This window comes from Rheinheimera sp. F8, from assembly GCF_001518915.1.
Map to the genome: position 1 here is coordinate 3,131,859 of NZ_CP013656.1, position 21,736 is coordinate 3,153,594.

Sequence of the window (21,736 nt, forward strand, 5' to 3'; positions counted from 1 at the left end):
CGCCGTCAATAAACGACAAAGCGACAACGGAATTTTTATGACGATAGCAACACAGGCCATGACAGCGATTAAGCAAAAAACATATCAGCAACGCGCCTGGTTGCCGCTGCTGCAAACCATTGCGGTTGTCATTGCTTGTTGGTTCCAGCCCTTACAGGCATCAAACACGCAAGATGATTATGTGATTGTCGAGCTTGCGCTGCCTGCAACCTTGGACAACGTCGCAAAAAATACTGCAGCCAACGATAAAAGGCCTGATCAGGTCGGCGATGGTGAATGGCTGTCGTTCAACAACTATATCGAAGCGGCACAGCGCGACTTAGCCAACGATATGGGTTGGCAAAATGTGGCAGATCTAGTCAGCTATCAGCATTTGCCTTATATGGCGGTGCCCAAGTCCGTCGCCAATACTCAGGCGCTGCTGGCTTCTGGCAAAGTCGCCAAGGTTTTTCCAAATGAGTTTCATCTTACTAAGCAGACATCGACGCAATTGCCACAGAACCTGCAGCTGATTTCGCCACTGCCAGCCACAAAAATGCAGCAAGCCGGCCGAGGTGTGACTGTGGCAATGATTGATGACGGCGTTTTATCCAGCCACCCATCCCTGCAGGGCAAAATTGTGGCGGAAGCTTGTGTATCACGTGCCAAACAATGTCAAGACAGCGTATTTGTTGAGGGTTACGGTGCAGCAGATCCTGGCGATCAATCACATGGCACGCACATCGCCGGCATTATCGTGGGGCCGCAAGGCGTAGCGGCCGCGAGCCAGCTGGTTGCGGTAAAAGCGAATTTTCGCAGCGGGGCTAAAATCGGCTTTTATGATGTTGATGTGTTATCCGCCATCGATTGGGTCGTCGCGCAGCAGCGACGTTACGACATTGCCGCGCTCAACTTAAGTCTTGGCGACAACGATGAATACAGTACACATTGTGATGACCAAACCGTCTATGGTTCCGCCATCAAACGGGCGGTGCAAGCCGGAATTGTGGTGGTAGTGGCTGCAGGGAATGAGCACCGCACCAATGGTTTGATTTCACCGGCTTGCGTCAGCGACGTGATTAGTGTCGGTGCAGTCACTGCCAATCGCACTGTGGCGGATTATTCCAATACGTCCGCGTACTTAAGCTTATTGGCACCGGGTGATAACATCCGTTCCACCGGCGTACCGTCTGGTACGCTTGAGATGAGCGGCACCTCGATGGCGGCGCCTCATGTGACAGCGAGTATTGCGGTATTAAAAAGCCAGTATCCACAAGCTACGTCAGCCGAGTTGCGCCGTGCAATCGTGCAAAGCCGCCATCAAGTGCAGGATATCCGCACTGGCAGACTGACGCCGCTGCTGGATTTAACCGCCAGTGCGCAGTATCTCGAAAACCAGAAATTGCCTCCGCCACAACCGAGGGAAAGCAATGCCCCGGCGCAACCGGTTCCTGTGACGCCTGTTTACACAGCGCCTGTGACGCATCCGACCATACCAAAACCAGCAGTCCCAAAACCAGCAGTCCCAAAGCCAGTATTAGCCAACCCGGCACCGGCCAAACCAAAGCCCGTACCCACTCCCGCAAAAAAATCACCGGTCAAAGCCAAAAAGCCAAGCTGTGCCGAGCGGGTGGACGGTATATTAGTAGAAAACAATGAAGCCTGTGCCGAGCAAAACGGCATTGACTGGTAAGCGACGGAGCATTAGCGCCATGCAGGCAGCCCAGATTGGTAAATATCAGATTGAACGAAAACTAGGTGTGGGTGGTTTTGGCGAGGTATTTTTAGCCCGCGACCCCAAACTAGATGTACAGGTTGCCATCAAAGTGTTTCGCATCAAAGACGACGAAGCCGCTCGTCAGGCCACATCCGCTTCTGGCGATGCCGGCCAAATCCTGCGCCAACGCTTTTTAGATGAAGCGCGCATTTTGCACCAGCTGTCCTCCAATCCTTATATCGTCAATATCCGTGATTTTGATGAAATGCCAGACGGCACGCCTTATTACGTGATGAATTATCTGCCACGTTCCCTTGTTGATGAAATCGGCAAAGATGTGTTTAGCCGCGCCGGCGCTGCTGAGTTACCCGCTGCGCTGCAGCCACGGCCTTTGCCACTGCCACGGGCACTGGCGATTTTGCAGCAGGTACTGCTGGGGTTAACCGCAGTACATCAGGCCGGCTTGGTACATCGCGATATTAAACCCGCCAATATTTTGTTTGATGACAGCGGCAAGGTGCAGCTGACCGACTTTGGTATTGCCAAATTACCAGACACTGAGCACAGCCAAAGTGGCCTTGGCATGGGTAGCCGCAATTATATGAGCCCAGAGCAGCGCGAAAGCGCTAAACATGTCAGTGCCGCCAGTGATGTCTATAGCGTTGGCGTACTGGCGTATCGGATGCTCACCGGCGCGCTGCCGATTGGCCGTTTCGATGACCCGATCCGTTTTGTGCCGGCACTAGCCCCGGCCATTAATCAGCTGATTTTAGCCGCCATTAGCAGCGACGAGCATCAACGCCCGGCCAATGCCGGCGACATGTTAAGCCGCTTGCAACAAGCCATGGCAATGCAAGCGGATGCTACTACAGAGCAAACCGGCACTTTTGTGCAAGGCACCGGCGCCACGCTTAAAAGCGAACTAAAACCGCTGCAGCAAAAAATCGCTGAACTGCTTAAAACCGAAGGCGTGGTGGATGGTGCGCAGCTAAAGGCGTTAAGCGTAGCGGCTGATATTGCCGGTGTTTCAGAAACTGATTTAACCCAGTTAATCGCAGAAACCAAAACTGCTCAACCTGCCGCGGTGCAAAGCTTTATCAAATGGCGGGAAAAGGTTGAAGCTGCCAAAGCACAGCATCAAGGCAGCATTCCCCATGACGAACGTGAAGCCTTGTTAGCAGGTGGTGCGCTTTTAGGTAAAACCGAAGCAGAACTTGCGCGGTTTTTACCGGCAACAACCTCCGGAAATACAACAGCGTCAGCTCAGAAATCATCGCAAACAACGTCAAACCACGCTGAAGCCAAAAAACCAACCAAAAACCTATTAGCCGCAGGCATTGCCACAATCCTGCTCGCTGGTGGCGGATATTATGGTTACAGCAGTTATCAGCAACTGGACGTGGAGCGCAATAAAGACCTAAGCGCTTGGCAACAAGCGAAACTAGCGGATACGGTTGACGCCTACCAGCAATATCTCAACCAAGTCCCAGAAGGCCAATACCGGCAAGGTGCTACCAAGGCTTTAGAACAACTCAAAGAAGCGCAACTAGCATCGGAAAAGCTCGCCAAAACACAGCAAGAGCAAAAGCTTGCAGCAGAACAAAGTGCAACTGAGCAAGCCCAACAATGGCTGATTAAACTCGGGTATGAGATAACTGCTAACGGTGAACTGGACGCTCGCACCAAAGCGGCGATTGAACAATTTGAAGCCAGCGAGAAGATGCTGGTTACTGGCGTGGTGGATGCGACTTTGCTCGCCAAACTCGAACAGGTGTATTGGCGCAATGACCAACAAGCTTTTGAAAAAGCCAAAGCGACCCATACCGAACAAAGTTATCAGCAGTATTTGGATGCAAGGGTCGATGGTAGATTCCGCACTCAAGCGACACAAGGTAGCGAAACGGTCAAGCAGCAGCTAAAAGATAAAGCCATTGCAGATGCCACAGAGAAAGCAGAGACCGAGGACGAAGTACGCCAGCAGGCGATAGCGGATGCAAAAGCTGAGGCTAAAGAGAAAGAACAGCGACGTTTAGCGGTGATTGCAGCAGAAAGGAAAGCGGCACTTGTTCAAGCACAAGCGGTTAAACCCTACGTAGGAAATATAGTTTATATCCCAGCCGGCAACTTTATGATGGGGTGTAGTGAGGGTGATAGTGAATGTGACTCAGACGAGTTCCCGCGCCACCAAGTGAGCATGAAGGCTTTTAAACTAATGGAAACCGAAGTCACCTTTGCAATGTGGGATGCATGCGTGCAGGCGGGTGGATGTTCGCATAAGCCCGATGACCGAATTTCTGCTATATCAGGCCGCGGCAATAAACCTGTAATTAACGTCAGCTTCGACCACATCATCCAGCAGTTTATTCCTTGGCTCAACAAAACCACCGGTCAACGCTTTCGGCTCCCTTCAGAAGCCGAGTGGGAATACGCAGCACGCGGTGGTACCACCACCAAATACAGTTGGGGCGACAGCATTCATTGCGGACAGGCCCGTTATGGCCGACGTGAAAATGGTGGAGAATGCAGCAGTTCGTATGACGGCACTGTGCCGGTTAAATTCTTTGCGGCCAATGGTTATGGTCTATACGTTATGAGCGGCAATGTGTTGGAATGGACGCAAGATTGTTGGAATGAAAGCTATACAGGCGCCCCCACTAATGGTAGTGCCTGGCAACAAGGCGACTGCGCGAAGCGTGTTGGGCGGGGCGGCTCCTGGTTCTACGGACCGGCATCCCTGCGCGTATCGAATCGTAACAGGGACGATTCGTCGGGCCGGTACAGCCTCATCGGCTTTCGATTGGCCCAGGATTTATAGCGGTCACGCAGTGATGCCAAGCATTGCTTGGCAAGCTATAAATGCGAGCCCAAGGATGGGCGAGAGGCCAGTGAGGCAGGATAGCCTCACCATTTAAGAGAGCGCAGCGAACGTTTACTGCTCTTGATAAAGAGCAGTTCGGGGCCGGCAGGCCCTTCTTGCCCGCTTGCGGGCATTCGCTTGTTGCTTTTGCTGTTGTGGGGCCAGCGCTAAAAAGAGGTGCTATGGCAAGCTCTGCACAACTGATAGCATTCGGCATGCAACGGTCCTGAATGAAAATAGTCGTAGCCAGGATGTTTTTTATTTTTATTTTTTTTGCGTTACTAAGTAACCCACAGTGCTGATTCTTAGCTCTATTTTGCGAGCTTTTATTCAATTTCAAAAATTTCCCCCTAAACTGTCCATAAGACAACAGGAACCAACAAAAACCTGAGGAGTGTTGTGATGCGTTTAGTCTTTTTAAGTCTGGTGCTGCTATTGGGCGTAGCGATGCCGGCAGTGCAGGCGGCAGAAAAACCTAATTTACAGGTGGTGGGTGAAGACCATGATCCGGATGCCATTCCGCGAGATAGCCGTGTCTTTAAACGTGTGCTGGTGTCGTTGCAGGACCAGATGAGCGACAAAGGCTTTGATGTGTACGATGAGACCACGGTCACGCTGGAGAATTTTGCCCAGGGTCGCAAACGTCGTTCGGATGCTGAAATCATCGACATCGCCAAAACCATCAAAAAACCACCGATGGATGTGGCGGTGATTTTTACCATCTATGCCGCCGTGCGTGATGTCGGTTACACCAGCAAAGTGAAAGTGCGGATTGAAGGGCGTTTGTTACAGGTGAAAACCGGTCAGCATTTGGGGGCTTTTGAAGTGAAAGGGCCACCAGAGTGGAATGCGCCGGCTAAATGTAATCGTGAATGTGTGATTGAAAGTGTCGGCGATTATGCCAAGACATTGGGCAATGATTTGGGCTCGGTGTTGGCAGAAAAACTAGCCTGGATTGTAGCGCCGAATCAGGATGTGACCCAGGTCAAAAACGACAGTGCTTTGCCAACAGCGTACAACCTGGTGTTTGATGGTTTTAACCCGGCCGAAGTGATGAAAATTGAAGAATATCTAGTGATGTTCAGCAGTTATAAAAATCACAGACCCACTTACAACTCCAATACCAAAGCCGAGTTTTGGTACGAAAGCGGCATCACCAGCAGCAAGTTAAACCGCAATCTGCAAAAAATGCTGGCAGAGCTGGATATCCGTGCCACCGTGCAGTTCTCTGGTAACACCTACACAGTGCAGCGTATTTCACTGCGTGGCAAAGCAAAACCAGATGTGAATGACGGTTGGTAAAAACATAAAGCGTTATGTTGCTGACAACCTGAAACCCGGTGCTAGCAGCACTTTTCAATAGACCTCAAAGCCCGTTCTTTCCAGACGGGTTTTGTTGTTAAAAATTGCCCTGAGTTTGCCATAACCAGATTAGGTAAACCGACAGGAGATGATGATGCATCAACTATATATGTGGCAATTTTGCCGGCGATTGTTCCAAACTGGTATCTCGGCCTTAGTATTGGCAACGCTTTGCGCGTGCAGCAGTGCACCTGACGGGCGGGTTCATCAAGGCCTGCAACTGGTGTTTAGCTCGCCAAACCCGGCCATGGAAGATGATTTTGCCGACGTGCAACGGCAGCGTTATGAGCTGGGCTTGTATGACATGCAGCCTGGCGAGCAGCAGTGCTATCAAAACTTATTGCCACGTTTTAGCGGTTATATGCAACATCAGGTGACCAGCACCGATGGTTCCCGCCTGATGCTGGAATATCAGGGCCGTACTGTTGCGAGTAAACTGGCTGCCAATCTACGCCGTGGACTGTCGGTGTGCGGCATGCAAGGCGATGTAGTGCAACAAGGATACTTTTTTAAAGTGCAATCCCACGGCCCTGTGACAGACGAGCAGCGCAAACAAGCGGAGCCGCTACAACCTATATCTTGGTGATAAGTCAGACGCGCCTTGTTGTGGCTCAATTTTGCCCGTCAAACCTTTGTGTAAAGCATAGAAGATCAAGGAATACAGATGGTACAGCAGGTTCAGCCAGGTCGCCGATCGCAGCGTCGTTGTAGTTTGGAATGTTCGCAGGCTTGGGCGCTGTTTAATCAAGCGTGGCTGTTGATCTTCGGTTTGCTGCTTAGCTTCATTGTAACAAGCCGGGCTTTCGCTGCGGAATCCTGGCAATTGCTGGTCTTGAGTCAACCCACAGACCAGGCCACCGCAACTGCCAAGGCACTTACAAGCGATAGCCAATCGGTGGTCAAGCAGCGTGCTGAGGCGGTGTTGCTTGAACAACTAGCTAACTCCGACTTAACGGTATATGACCGACGGTTGGTTGATTTGCCCGGTTGTCTAACTAATTGCACTGCACTGGATGACATTCAGCTGGCTGCACTGGCGCGTAACTCAAAAAAAGCCGTTGATGCGGTGCTACTGTTTGATGTCGACTTGCAAGCAGTACAAGGTGCGGCAGTCACCCGCTGGCAAGTCAGGGTGCCAGCCTTTGTGCTGGAGCTGGAAACCGGCCGGCGTATTGAAAGTTGGGATGGCGCTGCTCAGGAATTTGATGATGTACCAGCCAATTGCACAGACAGTTGCCTTGAGCACTATCTGGCCGGCAAAGCCGCCCAAGTGGCCGCGGAAGTGGCTACCGTCATTGCGGCAAAACTGCATAACTTTCCACGCACCCACAAGTTCGAGCTGCGCCTACAAGACTTTGCCATCGGTGAATATCAGGTACTGGAACAAGCCTTACTGGCCGCCTTTAACGATGGTTATTCTGAGTTAAAACTACTGGAAACAACCCGTGAGCGTGGCCAACTCCTGCATCAGGTTGCGGATAAAACCTATCGCTTAACCAGCCAGAAAGCGGCCGGCAGCCTCGAGCAACAGCTGCGCGACAGCTTACAAAACGCCGGCGCGAGCGCCAGTTTTCAGTTAGAAGCCGGTACGCGTGAATTTACCATCAAACGTCAGGGCCTGGCTTACAGTGGACGCTATCTGGGCGGGCTGCTGCTACTCGTTTTGATGGTTTTAATGCTGGTGCTGCACCGTCGCTTTGCTGCTGAGTTATCCAACTTGCAGCAATTCGCCACGGCGCGGTGTTATCAAAGCGCACAGAAACAGCTCGCTGCGGTACGAAAAGGCATCGGTGCGCTGTTACCAGCGTTTTGGTGGTGGCAGCGCCACATCAATCAACAGTTACAACGCGCCAACGCTACGCTGCAACAGCTCGAGTTGTCATTAAACCAAGGCCATATCGTTGAAGCACAGGGCTTGTTACAGAAGTTGCAGGCGCAAGTTGCCGATTTGCCTGCAAACGGCAAGATGCAACAGCGCCTTCAACAGGTTCAACAGGCAGAACAGTTGTGGCTACAAGCGCAGCCTTTGCTGGCAACTGAGCCACTGCGGGCAGCAGCATATATCCAACAAGCTCAACCGGCGCTGCCATATCGCGAGGATGATATCGCAAGCTGGCGTAAGAGTTTTCAATCACTACTACAAAACCATCTGCTGCCAGCATTTGAACAGGTGTATCAGCAAAGCGATAGCGCCATGGCGCGTTTGTCTCTGCTGAACCGATATTTGGCGGCGATGGGAGATGAGCCGGTTTTTAGCAGTGAACGACTGCGTTTAAGCCTGTTGCAGCAGCAAGCGCTGGCGCAACTGCCGGCTGCGACTCTGCCGCTATGCTTGCAGCATGCGCAGCAACCGCTAATGCTCTGGCCAGATTCGACTCTGGAAATAGCCCGCAAAGCTGAAGGGCAAACGAATGTCTGGGTGTTGGCTTATCAGCGGTTATCGCGAGCCGGCAAGCAGGTGCGTCTGTCGTATCAGCACGGAAAGGTGAATCTGGAAGATTTACACAGCGCCAATGGCAGCTTTGTCGACGGTAAACCGCTGTTAGCGGGCAACCCACTAGCGCTTGAGCGCGGCAACAGCTACGAGCTTGCTCTGGGCGGCTCCCGTGAGCCACAAAGCGCCGGTTTATGTCGAATTCTACTACGCGATGTCGGTGGTGCCTGGTTGTTAAAGCTTTCCGATAGCGCGTTATCGATGTTCGACACCAGTGAATTGAAAACCAGCTGGCCAACGCTTTCGCAAGACCTGATCAGCCGTCAGCTATGGCTATGTGAACCCTGCGCTATCGGGCTCGACGGCAAAGGCCAATGGGTGGTTGGCAGTGACTGCACCCAACCTGTTGCGCTACTGAATGTCAGTAGCGGCGGATTTTATTTAGATGTGCTGCAGGAGCATCAAATCTGGTTAGATGACGTTGCCATCGCTGGGCGCGTGCCGCTGCCTGCCAAAGGCCGCCTGCGTATAGGGACGCTCGAGTGGCAACTGCAACCGCTTATGCAATAACGAGGTGAATATGGGCCTTTTATCGCGGCTACACACCAGTGCGCACAGCCATCAAGGGTTGGTACGCAGCAATAACGAAGACAGTGTGCTGGTACTGCCACTTCCCGATATTGACGCCTGCCTGTTGCTGGTCTGCGACGGCGTAGGCGGCAAAAATAGCGGTGAGATCGCCAGTCAAACTGCGGTAGCGGTATTTGCTGAATTAGCTGCTCAACAAAAGTTTGCGTTGCTGAGTGATGACAGTATGCGCAGTTTATTGCTGAACATGGCGGTGCTGCGCGCCCACAAAGCCATCGCTGATTCAGCCCAGCGCGAACCCCAATATCAGGGTATGGCCACCACGCTCAGTCTGGGTCTGGTACAAAATGAGCACCTGACACTGGCCCAAGTCGGCGATAGCCGGGTTTATCTGTTTCGACATGGCAAGCTTACGCAGCTCAGTAAAGACCAAACGCTGGCCGATGATTTACTCGCAAGTGGCCGCATTGCGCCTGCCGACTATGCTACGCACCCGGACCACAATGTGCTGTCACAAGCGCTCGGCGTTGAAGCTGTGGGCCAGCCGTTGGAGCCGGTGATTAGCGAATTTCCGCTCAGTGACGAGGATTTGTTACTGCTGTGTACGGACGGCTTAACCGACATGGTGACGGATTCAGGCATCAGTCATGTATTACAGTCGCAGTTTAATGGACTGTCGGCAGTGCATATCGCAACACAGGGCGTGGCATTGGATGAGCTAGGAACACAGCTCATTGATGCAGCGCTTGCCGCCGGCGGTCGCGACAACGTCAGTTTAGTGCTGGCGCATATTAAAGCGGGAAAAAGCTAGTAAAGTTGGCTGGGTTTTATCTAAGCATCTGATATTTTGATATTAAATAGACATTGATGAATCTAGCAGTGTTTCAAACTAAATTATTTCTAGTTTGAAACACTGTCTATCTAGTAAATCACGACCAAGTTTTAAACTTCACTCGCTGTTAACATAGTGCGCTGCCTAATGCAATTAATTTATTTTTTGAACACAAAAAATATTCTGATTTTTCTGTAAATGCCTGATCTGCATTATTTTTGCGAAAATAGTTGCTCAGAATAGGTTGTAATATAATAAAGCTTTTGAATTTATTAGGTTTTTTCTGAAAAGCTAGCCCTTGCTTCTTTTTGATTTCCATTGCATCAATTTAAATATGCAACGGAGGGGGCAGGCGATGAGTACACATTCTCAAGGGAGTCATCAGTTATTCGGATCGACTGTTAAACCGATCCAGGTTGAGCTTTCCAAGTTAAAGCTGACGTCACGTATTCCTGCCAGCATCAGGGATGCAGTGGTTCAGCCAACAACATGCCAAATTCGGATGTCAGACAATTGTCCTGAGCTGATAGGTTTTGAGGCAATTCGTTGTCCACCAATTGTAACCAAGCTTACCTCGCGGTCGCATCATTATGACGTCATCGGTAACATTCACACTTTTAACTTGCTGCGGTCAAAGCTTCATAGTGAAACTTCCATCACAGTTATGTACACGAAAGCCAATGCCAACACTGTTAAAGAACTTATTCGTCTGGAGGTACTGACGAATAGGATCATTCCAAACTCGTTACCGACTACCGAGATATTCAGGTTGTTGCATGCGTTATTCCCCAATGAAGACGGTCAAAATAAACATCTGTTGAAACGGCCAAGTTTCAGAAATTTGTTTCCCCAAATATGTACCCAACATCAACTGGCATTGGCGTTGAGCGTCGCAAATATTCAAGTTTCCCAGTTGGTAGAAAGTCAGGAGTTGGAATGAATAACTTGTCTGACCGTCAGTCGCCGGTGGCGCAATTAGGTGAACTAAGAAGCCTGCTTCAAATTCCAGATTCAAAGCGTGGGCTATTGCCAGTTCTATCGATTGTGCAGGGCCTCATCACACAGCATCCCGTATTAGGATCGCTGTTAAATGTAACTGAGACTGGTGTTGGCTACTCAATTTCAACTTTGCAACAAGCCACCAATGACAAAAATAGCGGGTTGAAACTGACAAAACAGAAAGGCTTGTGTTCAGAAAGCCCGGTATACGCGCTGCTGGTTGAAGCTGTTTTATCGCTACCAAGCCTGCCGTCGAATGCATGGAGCATGCTTGCAGTAGTAGTGGAGTTTATTCTTACTCATCGCCAGCAGTTTAATGAACATCCTAATCGGTTGGTCGAGTTCAGCAAGGCGATTCGTCAATTGATGCTGATGAAGGAACCTATAGCGCTGCTTGGTCGCGAGACCTACGCAAGTTATCGGCAATTAGCGTCGGCAATGGAAAAGCTATCGTTAAATCCGCAGTTGCAAAGCACGGATCAACGTTATGCGCGATATGTTGAAACGACTCTCAGTACCGATTGGAAGCAGGTTATCCGTAGTGTTGGGCGTCCGCGAAAGACTTCGGGTGGCAGTCGTCGTAAACGACCAAACGCTGAAAGAACAGTAACGACGGATGAAACTGATGTCTCTATTCTTGGTTTGCCAGTACTTCTGACGCCCGATGACATACTTCGCGTTCCTGAGGCTGTGGCTCCAACGGTCCTGTTGGAAGTTCAACCTGATGCGAAATGGAGTATAAATCGTCTTTCTCTGGATGTTATTGAAGATCCTGGCATCACACGAGTTCATGCGATAGGGATCACGCAGCGGTTAGTTCAAGCCAACAACAAATCGCTACTCAGTACTAGCATTCTTCAGCCCGACGAAATCCTTTTTTTGTTGAATGCTCTACTCACCCGCAAAAGTGCAAGCACTGTCGACATCAATTGTCAGTTGGCGATCCTGCTGATGTTATGGACCGGATTTGACCTAGAGCAACTGCTTAATTGGCAGTTTTGCGGTGATGGTACTGGTTTAGTTCAACATGCAGAACATTGGTATACACAATGTATTGTCGAACCAGTATTGATGAAGGACGCCCGGCAAAAGATTGTATTAAGTTGCCCATTGGCGGTTCCAAAGTTGGCACTCGCGCTGTCGACAGAGAGAATTAATAAGCAATTGTTTACTTTTTCGCAAGAAGTCGAGCCGAAACAACTAGTGAAGGATTGGTTGGCAAGACTCAGTAAGCGACACGGAATGAGTATCGCAATTGATCGAGCGGAACAGTTTCTGGCGAATCGGTTGCAATGCTCACCAACATTGGATCCAATTTTTCAACGCTTTGCATTTGGCGTTGAACGTTTTCAATATCGTGTGCAGCGTTATTATACGCAGATGACCGGAGAGCAAATTGCGCGCGGGATCTCGGCAATTTGGTGGCAAGTTAGTCAGGAACTGATCGAGGCAAACTGCCTTGATTCCAGTTTTTATCACGTTCATGCATTGGACCCTGATGCAGTATACGGAAGCCAGCGAGCCGGTAATCTCTTGCAGCAACGCAATCTGGTCGACGATTTACTTAAAAGCTGCCGCAAATTCAGTCGCCCGCAAGTCGAACGTGATTTAACCGCATTGGTTGACTATCACAATCAGTACGCAGAATACACAGCATTCATGCTACTTGCTGGCACAGGGTGCCGAGCAGTTCGCAACCCATTTCCATCACTTGCGTTGATTTTTGATGCAGTCATGTTTGTTTGCGATAAAGACGATTCCACAGTCGCAACCCGGCTAGTCAGTCTGTGCCCGGTTGTCCATCAGCAAATTGGCTTCTACCGATCTCATCTTAATGCTCTGGCAAGCCGCATCGCTTCAATCGCCCCTGAAATAGCAGAACATAACCAGCAAACTATGACGACAGAGAGTTCTGATCTTGGCTTTCTCGATCGGTTAATCAAAATGAAAACTGCAAAAGGTCCGCTGTTTTATCTGTCTGATGAAGGGGGGCAGTGGGTCACTCATCAACTAAAACCAGCCAAACTCATCAATAGAACCCAACCTTTTGGCTTAGAGGTAAATTTTGGCCGGCATCACGTAAGGAGCCAATTGCTGAAGCAGGGTGTACACAACGAGTTAATAAACCAGTTTTTAGGACACTGGTCGATTGGCGAATCGCCATTTAGCCAGTTTTCTCATATCAATCCGTATGATAGCGACAGAATTTTACGTCCTGTGCTATCTGCAGTTATGGAGGAACAAGGATGGAAATCACTGCGCAGTCTGATCACCTAGTTACGTCAGAATCTTCAAATATCAAGGAGTGGATCTCGCAGATTTTTAACGATATTCCACTCAAGCCGGACGATCAGGCAACAATCGCTTTGTTTCAATCAGAAATACGGATTGAAGAACAACGTGTCACCGACGAGACTGTTGCAGCGATTGTTCGAAAATTTCAAACTGATGGTGGTAAGCGTCGGCGCCAGTGTCATCTACTAGAGTGCTGCCTAGCGCAATTGCAAGCTCGCTTTAAAATTATGGCATCACCATCGCCGAGAGTTCTGGTGTCCGAGCCTGAGCGACACTATATCGACATCGGCCAGGCAAGATTCTTACAGGCTATCTCGACCGTGCGCAGTTTCCTCGAAGCAGCGTTGAAAGCGCCGGTTACTGATAACTGGGTGCGTCCGGACTTCAGTATCTTTTTGTTGCGTCTGATATTTGAGCAGCGTGTATTAAGCCCGAAACAAATTGAAGATGTTTTTGAAAGGCATTATCGGCTGGTTAGCTTTGATCAGCAGTTTTGGCTCGAAAAAGACGATGACAGGATCCTGATTTCCAGCGATTTTGTTGATTGGTATCAGGCTTATGCTCTTTTTAAATACAATCCGTCTCGCAAAACGCTTTGCACGTGGATGAGTAACAATTTATTTGGCTATAAACTCAGCTTCAGTTGTTTGTGTAAAGCCGGATTGTTAAGTGCAAGGTTACAGAATGGCGTTTTTTTTGCTGAACTATCTGCACAACGAATTAAAACTACGCCGTTATCAACGACTCGCTGGCGGCAGTTATTGGGGCAAAAGCTTCATATTTCAGTTGTTCCTTCAGTGGACGATAAGCCACTTCCAATCAGAGCGCAGAGACAATGGAAGCAGCATGCGCCCAAATCGTTTACCCAATCAGCTGACACTCAATATGCATCGCTGTCTAATCGGCTGAAGCCTGTACTGAATGCATCCGGCCAGCAGCGTGCAACAGAGTTGACGAAACTCAGGCTCTGGCTGGAAAATGAAGACAATTCCACCAAGTTCAGTTGGGAGTGGTTGTTAACCTGTTGGTGTTACTGGCTGGTGCTTCATGGCGGAAAACGCAAATCAAAGCTCGGCAAGAGCAGTATTAGTCGTTATGTTCAGTTTGCACGTCCGCTGCTTCAGAGCTTGGGAGCGCAAGATGTATGGGACGGAAGTTCAGACCAATGGATCATGGTCATCGAAGAAGCTGCCACTAAAGCTGGGTCAGGCTTTCAACCAACCACTGTTGAGCGTTTCGTATCATTCTTGGTTTCAAATGACATTGCCCCTGACTTACACATCAGTGATATCGACTTACCCAACATACAATCGAACGTCGATGCCAATATGTTGGTACCAGCGGATGTTGAGCTGTTGCTGGTTGCGTTAAGATGTTTTGATAGTGAACTTGCGCGCATTAGCCGACTGCTACTTTGTTTTGGTTTTGCCTGCGGGTTACGACGCGGTGAGGCTTTAGGTCTTAAAAATGACAATCTACGATTCTGCAAGTTGCCATATTTGGCGCTGCGTCATAATAGTGCCCGTTCACTAAAAAGGTCGACTCGTGGTAGAAGAAATTTGCCACTAGACTTGTTCTGGCCTGACGAAGAGTATCAGCTGTTACTCGAGTACAGCGCTAGCCCCGCGGTTGTTCGAGCAGATCTTTTGTTTTATGACCAACCGCTCGCATTGGCGGCATTGGATCTATTGACTGACTTAATGCAGGAGACAACCGGTCAGCCTCATTTCAGGTTTCACCATCTCCGTCATAGCTATGCAAATTGGTGTTTCTGGTTATTACACATGCCTCGGATAGACCTGCGTGTGACGCCAGTGTTTTTTCGACATCCGTGGTTAGATCAACAGCGTTCTGTATTTCTCAGGAAGCGCTTGGGATTGTCGGCGGACCTGATTGCCCGGCGCGATTTACATACGCTCGCAATCCTAATGGGGCACACCACGCCAATCACGACGATGCATTCTTACATCCATATCAGCGATATTGTCAACGCAGCGTTGAGATCTCCTCAGAGGCCACAGAAATGTGTCTGGGTGGGTTATCGATCACCTGAGCCGGATAAAGACATCTTACAAATACTGACCGGCTTGTTGGCCATTGCGCACAATAAAAAGAAGGGCAAAACAACTGTAAGCGTGTATCCAATAAAAGAAATTGGTCAGGCCATCTATCAATTAACGAATAGCAGACATATCCGCCGCGATGAGCATGTTGCAGCGCCACTGCTAAAAGAAATCGATTCGGTGTACAGCAAAGGATTGGTCGATCCGAAAGTAAAGGCTGTCATGGAAAAAGTCATGCGGAAAAAAGTACCACTGAGGGTGATAGTCCGGTTCCGCGCTTGGCTCCAGTTACTAGACGAGCGCAAGTGGTTTCTGTCTTTTACCCAAAACCAGGTAGAAGAGATAATTAATATGACCGATCCTGGCAAAGATTTTCTGTTCATTTGCCGTAGTCTCCATCAAGTGGAATTGCTGGTGCGCTGGCTAGAACTGCTGGAGATCAATCCTTCAGAAATATACTACCGCCTGTGCCTGACGACCCGCTGTCATCAGTATTTTCATACTGATAATCCGCTTCAACAGATAACTGCCGAGGTTGAGCACGATTATCAGGCTGGAATTCTGAAAAACCTGGCGGCACCCAAGGGACGCGCTAAAAAGCGACAACCGACTAATGAGCCAATAGACAGGAGCGATCTGAGACTTCATAAGTTCTTCACCTGTGAGGTGCATGTTCGTTGGGACAATATTGGCAACGGTGTAAAAAGACGAAATCAGGCAATCATCGCTGTGCTTAAAGCGATGTGGCTCTCCAGTCGTCTTCGAGAGGCGGTATAGGGTAGTGCGAGTCATTCTTGTATATAGGACTTTAAGGGTGTTTATTATTTGGTGTTAATTTTGGTGCCCGCGTTGGGCACCAAATTTTTGCGCAGCAATCAGATAAACGACCAGGGCATTTTTGCAAAAAAATCTGCTTTGGCGCCCATCTTGGTGGGGGTCTGTTTTGCGCGACAAAATCACCTGTTTGCTTTTCAAAGTTGCTGTAAGCGGGCACCAATTGGGCACCAATGCAAATATCGGCAAATTTAAGCGAGCTGATGCGAAAAGTGCGTATGCAGAATTGATCCGCGAGAATTTAATAGAACTTAGATAAGTATTTGAATTGGTTAGATAATGTGAATCAGAATAAAGTGACCAGATACTGTAAGTATTGGTGCGTCCTAGTGGACTCGAACCACCGACCCCCACCATGTCAAGGTGGTGCTCTAACCAACTGAGCTAAGGACGCATTAGGGCGTGCTATTTTGAGAATTTGGTGCGTCCTAGTGGACTCGAACCACCGACCCCCACCATGTCAAGGTGGTGCTCTAACCAACTGAGCTAAGGACGCAACCTGTGTCATCAGCGGTGCTGACAACGGCGGCTATAGTATTTTTTGCCTCAGGTGAATGCAAGCGTTTTTTCGGTAACTTCGCTTAACCGCTGCAATTTTGCGCGTTAGGCAAGCTTATCGGCGCGCATCACACTGGCGCCAGCGTTGCCAGAATGCGACATGCTGACGCAGGTGCTGCTGTAATTGTTGCTGCGGCAGTTGCAGGCGTTGTTGAATGGTGCCACGCAGCGGGTGCTGTTGATACAGCTGCAGCAATTCGGCGATAAGCTCTGTCGCCATACCGTCCATACGCGCCAGCTCTGGTTGCAGCCGGCCGATAAAAATCTGCAGCAACAGATTTTCGCGCACGGTTTTATCAGTTTTACACAGTTGTGCTGTTGGTATTTGCCTGAGCTGCTGATCCAGCGAGAAAAAAAACTGCTGAGACAGTCGCAGGCTATGCTGTAAATCGGCGACTAACTGACTGTGGTACAAAGCACCTAGCGCGCTGTTGATCTGGATTTCACTGGCTGCCACATAATTCTGTCGCTGAATAAATTGTCGAAGCAGGTTGAGTTGCTTCAGTGCCTGTATAGTTTCGGCCAGACCACTCTGATCAGAACCAACCCCGCGCTGACTGCCACTGAGTTGCTGGCGCAGCGTCGGGTCGCGACTCAGTACATTAGCGAAAACAGCTGGTAATTGCTGTTGTTTTTGCTGGTAAATTTGTTGCAGTGTTGTCTGCAGTTCTGGCGCCAATTGCCTGAAAAGAGCTGGGGAATTCAGACAGTTGCCCAGCTTCACCAGCAACTTCAATTCGTATTGCAGTATTGATGCGTCGGTCTGGACTTTGCCAAGGCTGTTATTGCGTTCGGCGATCAGCGTTTCTAGGTCACAGATATCGAGCGCCAGCATATCGGTTAAATCAATTGTGGCTGGCGGGATAACGATACTAAGTGCGCGGATCTCGGGCAGTGGCGGTAATGCTGGTTTGCTCAGTTCAGTGGCTGGTATTTCATGCAGCCGTTGCAGTCTGGCCTGGTAATCACTGAACAACGCTTCCGGTTGCGGCTGGCAGCCGGTTAATACAACAGCCGCCAGCGTGCAACAGATGAACTTGTTAATGCAATAAAGTGCTTTGATGCGGCTCTGCCGGTTGCCAGCTGCCATCTTCCATCCGTTTCAGTTGCCAGACCAATAACCGGCCGAGTAACACAGCTGCGACTGTCAGGCCGATGATAATCCCAACCCAGAATCCCTGTGCGCCCATCGGTGCCACCAACCAGTCGGTTAATCCCAATACGCAGCCAAGGCCAAAGCCGATGGGCCAGTACGCAACAAAAGTGATGTAAAAAATCGGTTTGGTGTATTTAAGGCCACGCAAGGTACAACTGCAAATCACCTGCACTGCATCTGACAGCTGATAAAAACAGGCCAGGATCAAAATTGCTGCGGCCAGTTCTAATACTGCAGGATCTGTACTGTATTGTGCAGCAACCCAATGCCGGGCCAGCAGCGTCAACAAAGCAATCCCTATCGCCAGTATCAGGCCAATCTGGATCGCTGTGGCGATCGCCTTACGCAGTTCTCTGACGTCGCTGGCACCGGCCAGATGACCGACGCGAATGGTCGTTGCAAGGCCAATACTGAGCGGTAACATAAACACCATTGAACAGAAATTATTGGCGATCTGGTGCGCTGCAACCACAGTCGGGCCTAAATGCGCAATCATCAGCGGAATGCAGGTAAACAAGGTCACTTCAAAGAAAAAAGCAAAAGCGACAGGGGTGCCCAGCGCCACAATTTGCCAGATTTGCGCCCAGTCCGGCCGGTAAGAATGCAAGCGGGTGCGCACAAATGCGGTGCGCCGGCCAAAAGCGGCGTAGCCAAGTAAAGTCAGGAACATCGCGACAAACACCAGACTGGTCGCGAGGCCACAACCAGCGCCACCCAGTGCTGGCATGCCGAATTTGCCGTAGATAAACACATAATTGGCGGGAATATTCACCAGAATACCAACAAAACTGATCCACATTGCCGCTTTGGTGTATCCAATGCCTTCATACAGGTTACGCAGGATCATGTAGCCGGCCGCAGGGAAAATGCCCCAGGCGATGTAACCAAGATAAGCCAGTGCTTTTTGCCGCAGTTCATCGTCCATCTGCATCAGGCTAAGCGGTAAGTCAATGAACTGCATTGCCGCAAAAATAATGCAGGACAGTAACAGTGCCAGCAGACCGCCCTGGTAAGTCGCAGGCAGGATTTCTTTGCTGCGGCCGGCGCCAAAATGCTGCGCAATAATCGGCGTTAACGCCAGTAACAGACCCTGGAAGGTCAGCAAAATAGGTAACCACAATGCCGAACCTATCGCCACGGCGGCCATATCGGTGACGCCAACCCGACCAGCCATCAGTGTATCGATGACATACATCATGGTCTGCGTCAGCTGCGCGACCATAATAGGGCCTGAGAGTTTCAGAATGGTTTTTGCTTCAAATCGGGAAAAGGGTAACATTGGGCGCTCTTCAGACTGCAACAGGTCTTGCTTTAAGGCCTAAATGTTAACACAACGGGGAAATGCATGTTTACCGGAATAGTGCAGGCACAAGTAAAAGTGCGCGATCTGACGAAGCGCGACGGCTTTCTCAGGCTAACGCTGGATGCAGGCACGACGCAGCTGCAACAGCTACAAAGAGGTGCCAGTATCGCCATTAATGGTACCTGCCTTACAGCCACTGAATTTGATAGCGCAGCAGGGTGGGTTAGTTTTGATGTCATTGACGAAACGCTGCAAAAAACCAATTTAGGCACGCTACAGCCTGGTTCTTCGGTAAATTTTGAACGGTCACTAAAGTTCGGCGATGAGATTGGTGGTCATATCGTTTCAGGCCATATCTCTGCGACTGCAGAGATCCTGGCGATTAAGCGCAGCGACGACAATTGCGCCATGCAACTGAGTTTTCCGGCTGAACTTGCGCCTTTTATCCAGCCAAAGGGGTTTATTGCCATTGATGGTGCCAGCCTTACGGTCGGCGCAGTTGAAGGCCATAGTTTTTGGTTGCATTTGATCCCGGAAACACTGGCCATCACGACTTTGGGCCACAGACAGGTTGGAGACATGCTCAATCTGGAACCGGCGACGGCGCAGCCATTGTCGGTGGGCAGCATGCCAGCCGCAGTATGGCAGCAGGTGGCGGCAGCGCCGGTCGAGACGGCCGTGCCATTAAAAGTGTTGTCACCGGCATTGTCGGTTTATCTCGACGTGCTGCGGTTATTCGCCGCATTGCTGGTATTCGCTCACCATGCCGCTTATGAACGCTTTGATGGCAGCTGGATAGCGCCACTGGCTGGTTATGGCCATGACGCTGTGGTGATCTTTTTTGTCTTGTCAGGTTTTGTTATTGCGTTTGTCCAGCAGACCAAAGAACGTACCGCGATGTCTTACGGCATCAGCCGGGTGAGCCGGCTGGTATCGGTGGCGTGGCCGGCGGTACTGGCGACCATCCTGCTCGACAGTGTTGGCCGGTTGATGTTGCCGGAGCTTTATGAACCTGCGCAACCACTACATGCGGCCTTACATAGTTCCTTGCTGTTTACCAACGAGTTTTGGGTTGGCGGCATGCATGTCGGCTCCAACATCCCGCTGTGGTCGTTGTCGTTTGAAGCCGCGTATTATCTGTTGTTTGCCGTGTTTATGTTTAGCCGGCAGCGCTGGTTGTGGTGTTCAATAGCGGCACTGTTGATAGGCCCGAAGATCCTGTTATTGTTGCCAGCCTGGCTCGCCGGGGTTTGGGTGTACCGCTATGCCGCCACTGACCGCAGTCGTCAGCTGAATATGCTGATGGCGCTTGGTGGGGCAGCATTTGTCCTGTCAATGGTAGTCGGCAAGGTAGGGAATTTGTACATCAACTGGCGGGTGGCAGAGTGGCTGGGGCCGCAAATGCATGAGTTCTTCGGTCATTCCAGTGCTTTTGTCACTGATTATATTATCGCGCTTGGTTTTGCTGTGCATCTGATTGGCATGGCGGGACTGTTACGCCAGATGCAAGTGCGTCAGACTGTGCAGGCGATGGTTAGTCGCTTATCTGGCGCCACTTTTCCGTTATATTTGTTCCATTATCCGGCCTTGTATTGTTTTACCGCTTTGAGTGTCGGGCTGTTGCAACAAAAAGTCGGTGTGCTGATTGGTATTCTGGCGTTAGGTTTCAGCTGGCTGATGACCGCGCCTTGTGACAAGTTGCGGGTTTATTTGCGCCGAAAACTGCATGCGTTGTTTTTGTCTGAGCATAAAAACGGACGGCAATAAGGCTAATAAAACTGCTCGTCTTCGGCATCGACAAACACCTGCACACTGTGTCTTGCTTCATCTTTGTGCATCACGATGTGGATGGGATTGCAGCAATTGCTGCAATCCTCAATGTCGTCCTGATCGTCGCCGCTGACATCCAGCGTGATGTGAGTTGGATGGCCGCAAAATGGGCAAAGAATGGTTTTATACAGGAGTTGCATGGTGTGCTCCTCTTGTCGGCTGATTTTTATGCAGTGTAGAAGCGACCTGCAGATGCAGCGAGCGGTCAACCCGTTGCTTGCTGGTTGTGACTTGCTACTACTGTAAAGTTGCTGTCATAAAACAGCCTCAGTTCAGAGGTTTAACAGATCTATCTGCTCAAGTTGCAACAAGGAATCCAACACTTTGTCTGCAATGCTGTATCTGGGATCGTGTCGGTGTTGCTGTTCCGGTACTGCGAAACAGCGCATTCGTGCAGCTTTGGCGGCAATGACGCCAGTCACGCTGTCTTCCAGCGCCAGACACTGTTCAGGCGCAATGCCAAGCGCTGCCGCGGCATTCAGATAGACTTGAGGGTGCGGTTTGGCATAAGGCAGATATTGCGCGGAGCAGGTCGCCTGAAAGTAGGGCATCAATTCAAAATGTTCCATCGCAGCTAGCATCATATGGTGATTGGATGAGGTAGCGAGCGCCACCGGTAACCGGAGCTGCTGACAGAGTTGCAGTGCCTGTCGTGCGCCCGGTAACAACACACCACGCTGGCGGATTAATTCGATCACCTGAGCAATGATTTGGTCAGCTACTTCACCTTGTGTTGGTCCGGTCCATGGTGATTGCCGGTACCAATAGTCCACGACATAATCGCAGCGCCAACCGACAGTTTTGGCGGTATCTGCCAGCGCCAGTGGCACACCGAGGGCTGAAAAGGTTTCATATTCTGCTTGTTGCCAGAAGTCTTCGGAATCGAGCAACAAGCCATCCATATCAAAAATAACTGCCTGAACCACAAT

Annotated in this window: 14 protein-coding genes and 2 tRNA genes; 10 read left to right on the forward strand and 6 right to left on the reverse strand. The window is 50.1% G+C overall.

Annotated elements, in window-relative coordinates:
• Positions 1-37 precede the first annotated feature (37 nt).
• The 9 genes from ATY27_RS13995 to ATY27_RS14035 all read left to right on the forward strand — a co-directional run bounded on the left by ATY27_RS13995 (position 38) and on the right by ATY27_RS14035 (position 15,903).
• A complete protein-coding gene (locus ATY27_RS13995) occupies positions 38-1,672 on the forward strand; it encodes a S8 family serine peptidase (protein ID WP_208931249.1) in 1,635 nt (544 codons plus the stop codon).
• A 19-nt stretch (positions 1,673-1,691) separates the two neighbouring features.
• Complete coding sequence (locus tag ATY27_RS14000) at positions 1,692-4,511, forward strand: SUMF1/EgtB/PvdO family nonheme iron enzyme (RefSeq protein WP_208931250.1); 2,820 nt, start codon at positions 1,692-1,694, stop codon at positions 4,509-4,511.
• A 444-nt stretch (positions 4,512-4,955) separates the two neighbouring features.
• Complete coding sequence (locus ATY27_RS14005; protein WP_208931251.1) at positions 4,956-5,855, forward strand: hypothetical protein; 900 nt, start codon at positions 4,956-4,958, stop codon at positions 5,853-5,855.
• 283 nt (positions 5,856-6,138) lie between these two features.
• Positions 6,139-6,501 (forward strand): hypothetical protein, encoded by a 363-nt coding sequence (locus tag ATY27_RS14010; protein ID WP_208931252.1) that lies wholly within the window; start codon positions 6,139-6,141, stop codon positions 6,499-6,501.
• 78 nt (positions 6,502-6,579) lie between these two features.
• A complete protein-coding gene (locus tag ATY27_RS14015; RefSeq protein WP_208931253.1) occupies positions 6,580-8,919 on the forward strand; it encodes an FHA domain-containing protein in 2,340 nt (779 codons plus the stop codon).
• A gap of 10 nt (positions 8,920-8,929) precedes the next feature.
• Entirely contained in the window at positions 8,930-9,748 is an 819-nt protein-coding gene (locus ATY27_RS14020) for a protein phosphatase 2C domain-containing protein (protein WP_208931254.1), read from the forward strand.
• A 376-nt stretch (positions 9,749-10,124) separates the two neighbouring features.
• Positions 10,125-10,709 (forward strand): hypothetical protein, encoded by a 585-nt coding sequence (locus ATY27_RS14025; protein WP_208931255.1) that lies wholly within the window; start codon positions 10,125-10,127, stop codon positions 10,707-10,709.
• On the forward strand, positions 10,706-13,045 hold the full coding sequence (locus tag ATY27_RS14030; protein ID WP_208931256.1) for a hypothetical protein: 2,340 nt from the start codon (positions 10,706-10,708) through the stop codon (positions 13,043-13,045). The genes ATY27_RS14025 and ATY27_RS14030 overlap by 4 nt, the downstream gene beginning before the upstream one ends.
• Positions 13,015-15,903 carry a hypothetical protein gene (locus ATY27_RS14035; RefSeq protein ID WP_208931257.1) on the forward strand — a complete coding sequence of 963 codons (2,889 nt, stop codon included), beginning with the start codon at positions 13,015-13,017 and terminating at the stop codon, positions 15,901-15,903. Before ATY27_RS14030 ends, ATY27_RS14035 begins: the two co-directional genes overlap by 31 nt.
• Before the next feature lie 374 nt (positions 15,904-16,277).
• On the opposite strand, the gene ATY27_RS14040 is transcribed toward ATY27_RS14035, so the two are convergent.
• From ATY27_RS14040 to ATY27_RS14055, 4 genes are all read right to left on the reverse strand, one after another.
• Positions 16,278-16,354, reverse strand: a tRNA-Val gene (locus ATY27_RS14040).
• A 25-nt stretch (positions 16,355-16,379) separates the two neighbouring features.
• A tRNA-Val gene (locus ATY27_RS14045) sits at positions 16,380-16,456 on the reverse strand.
• A gap of 117 nt (positions 16,457-16,573) precedes the next feature.
• Positions 16,574-17,608, reverse strand: coding sequence for a DUF3080 family protein (locus tag ATY27_RS14050; protein ID WP_208931258.1), 1,035 nt, complete (start codon positions 17,606-17,608; stop codon positions 16,574-16,576).
• Positions 17,559-18,953 (reverse strand): MATE family efflux transporter, encoded by a 1,395-nt coding sequence (locus tag ATY27_RS14055; RefSeq protein ID WP_208931259.1) that lies wholly within the window; start codon positions 18,951-18,953, stop codon positions 17,559-17,561. The genes ATY27_RS14050 and ATY27_RS14055 overlap by 50 nt, the downstream gene beginning before the upstream one ends.
• Before the next feature lie 66 nt (positions 18,954-19,019).
• Here ATY27_RS14055 and ATY27_RS14060 point away from each other — a divergent pair, with 66 nt between their 5' ends.
• Positions 19,020-20,744 carry a riboflavin synthase subunit alpha gene (locus ATY27_RS14060; protein ID WP_208931260.1) on the forward strand — a complete coding sequence of 575 codons (1,725 nt, stop codon included), beginning with the start codon at positions 19,020-19,022 and terminating at the stop codon, positions 20,742-20,744.
• A 2-nt stretch (positions 20,745-20,746) separates the two neighbouring features.
• On the opposite strand, the gene ATY27_RS14065 is transcribed toward ATY27_RS14060, so the two are convergent.
• Positions 20,747-20,947, reverse strand: a complete 201-nt coding sequence (locus ATY27_RS14065; protein WP_208931261.1) for a CPXCG motif-containing cysteine-rich protein — start codon at positions 20,945-20,947, stop codon at positions 20,747-20,749.
• A 132-nt stretch (positions 20,948-21,079) separates the two neighbouring features.
• A complete protein-coding gene (hxpB, locus tag ATY27_RS14070; RefSeq protein ID WP_208931262.1) occupies positions 21,080-21,733 on the reverse strand; it encodes a hexitol phosphatase HxpB in 654 nt (217 codons plus the stop codon).
• Positions 21,734-21,736: the final 3 nt, after the last annotated feature.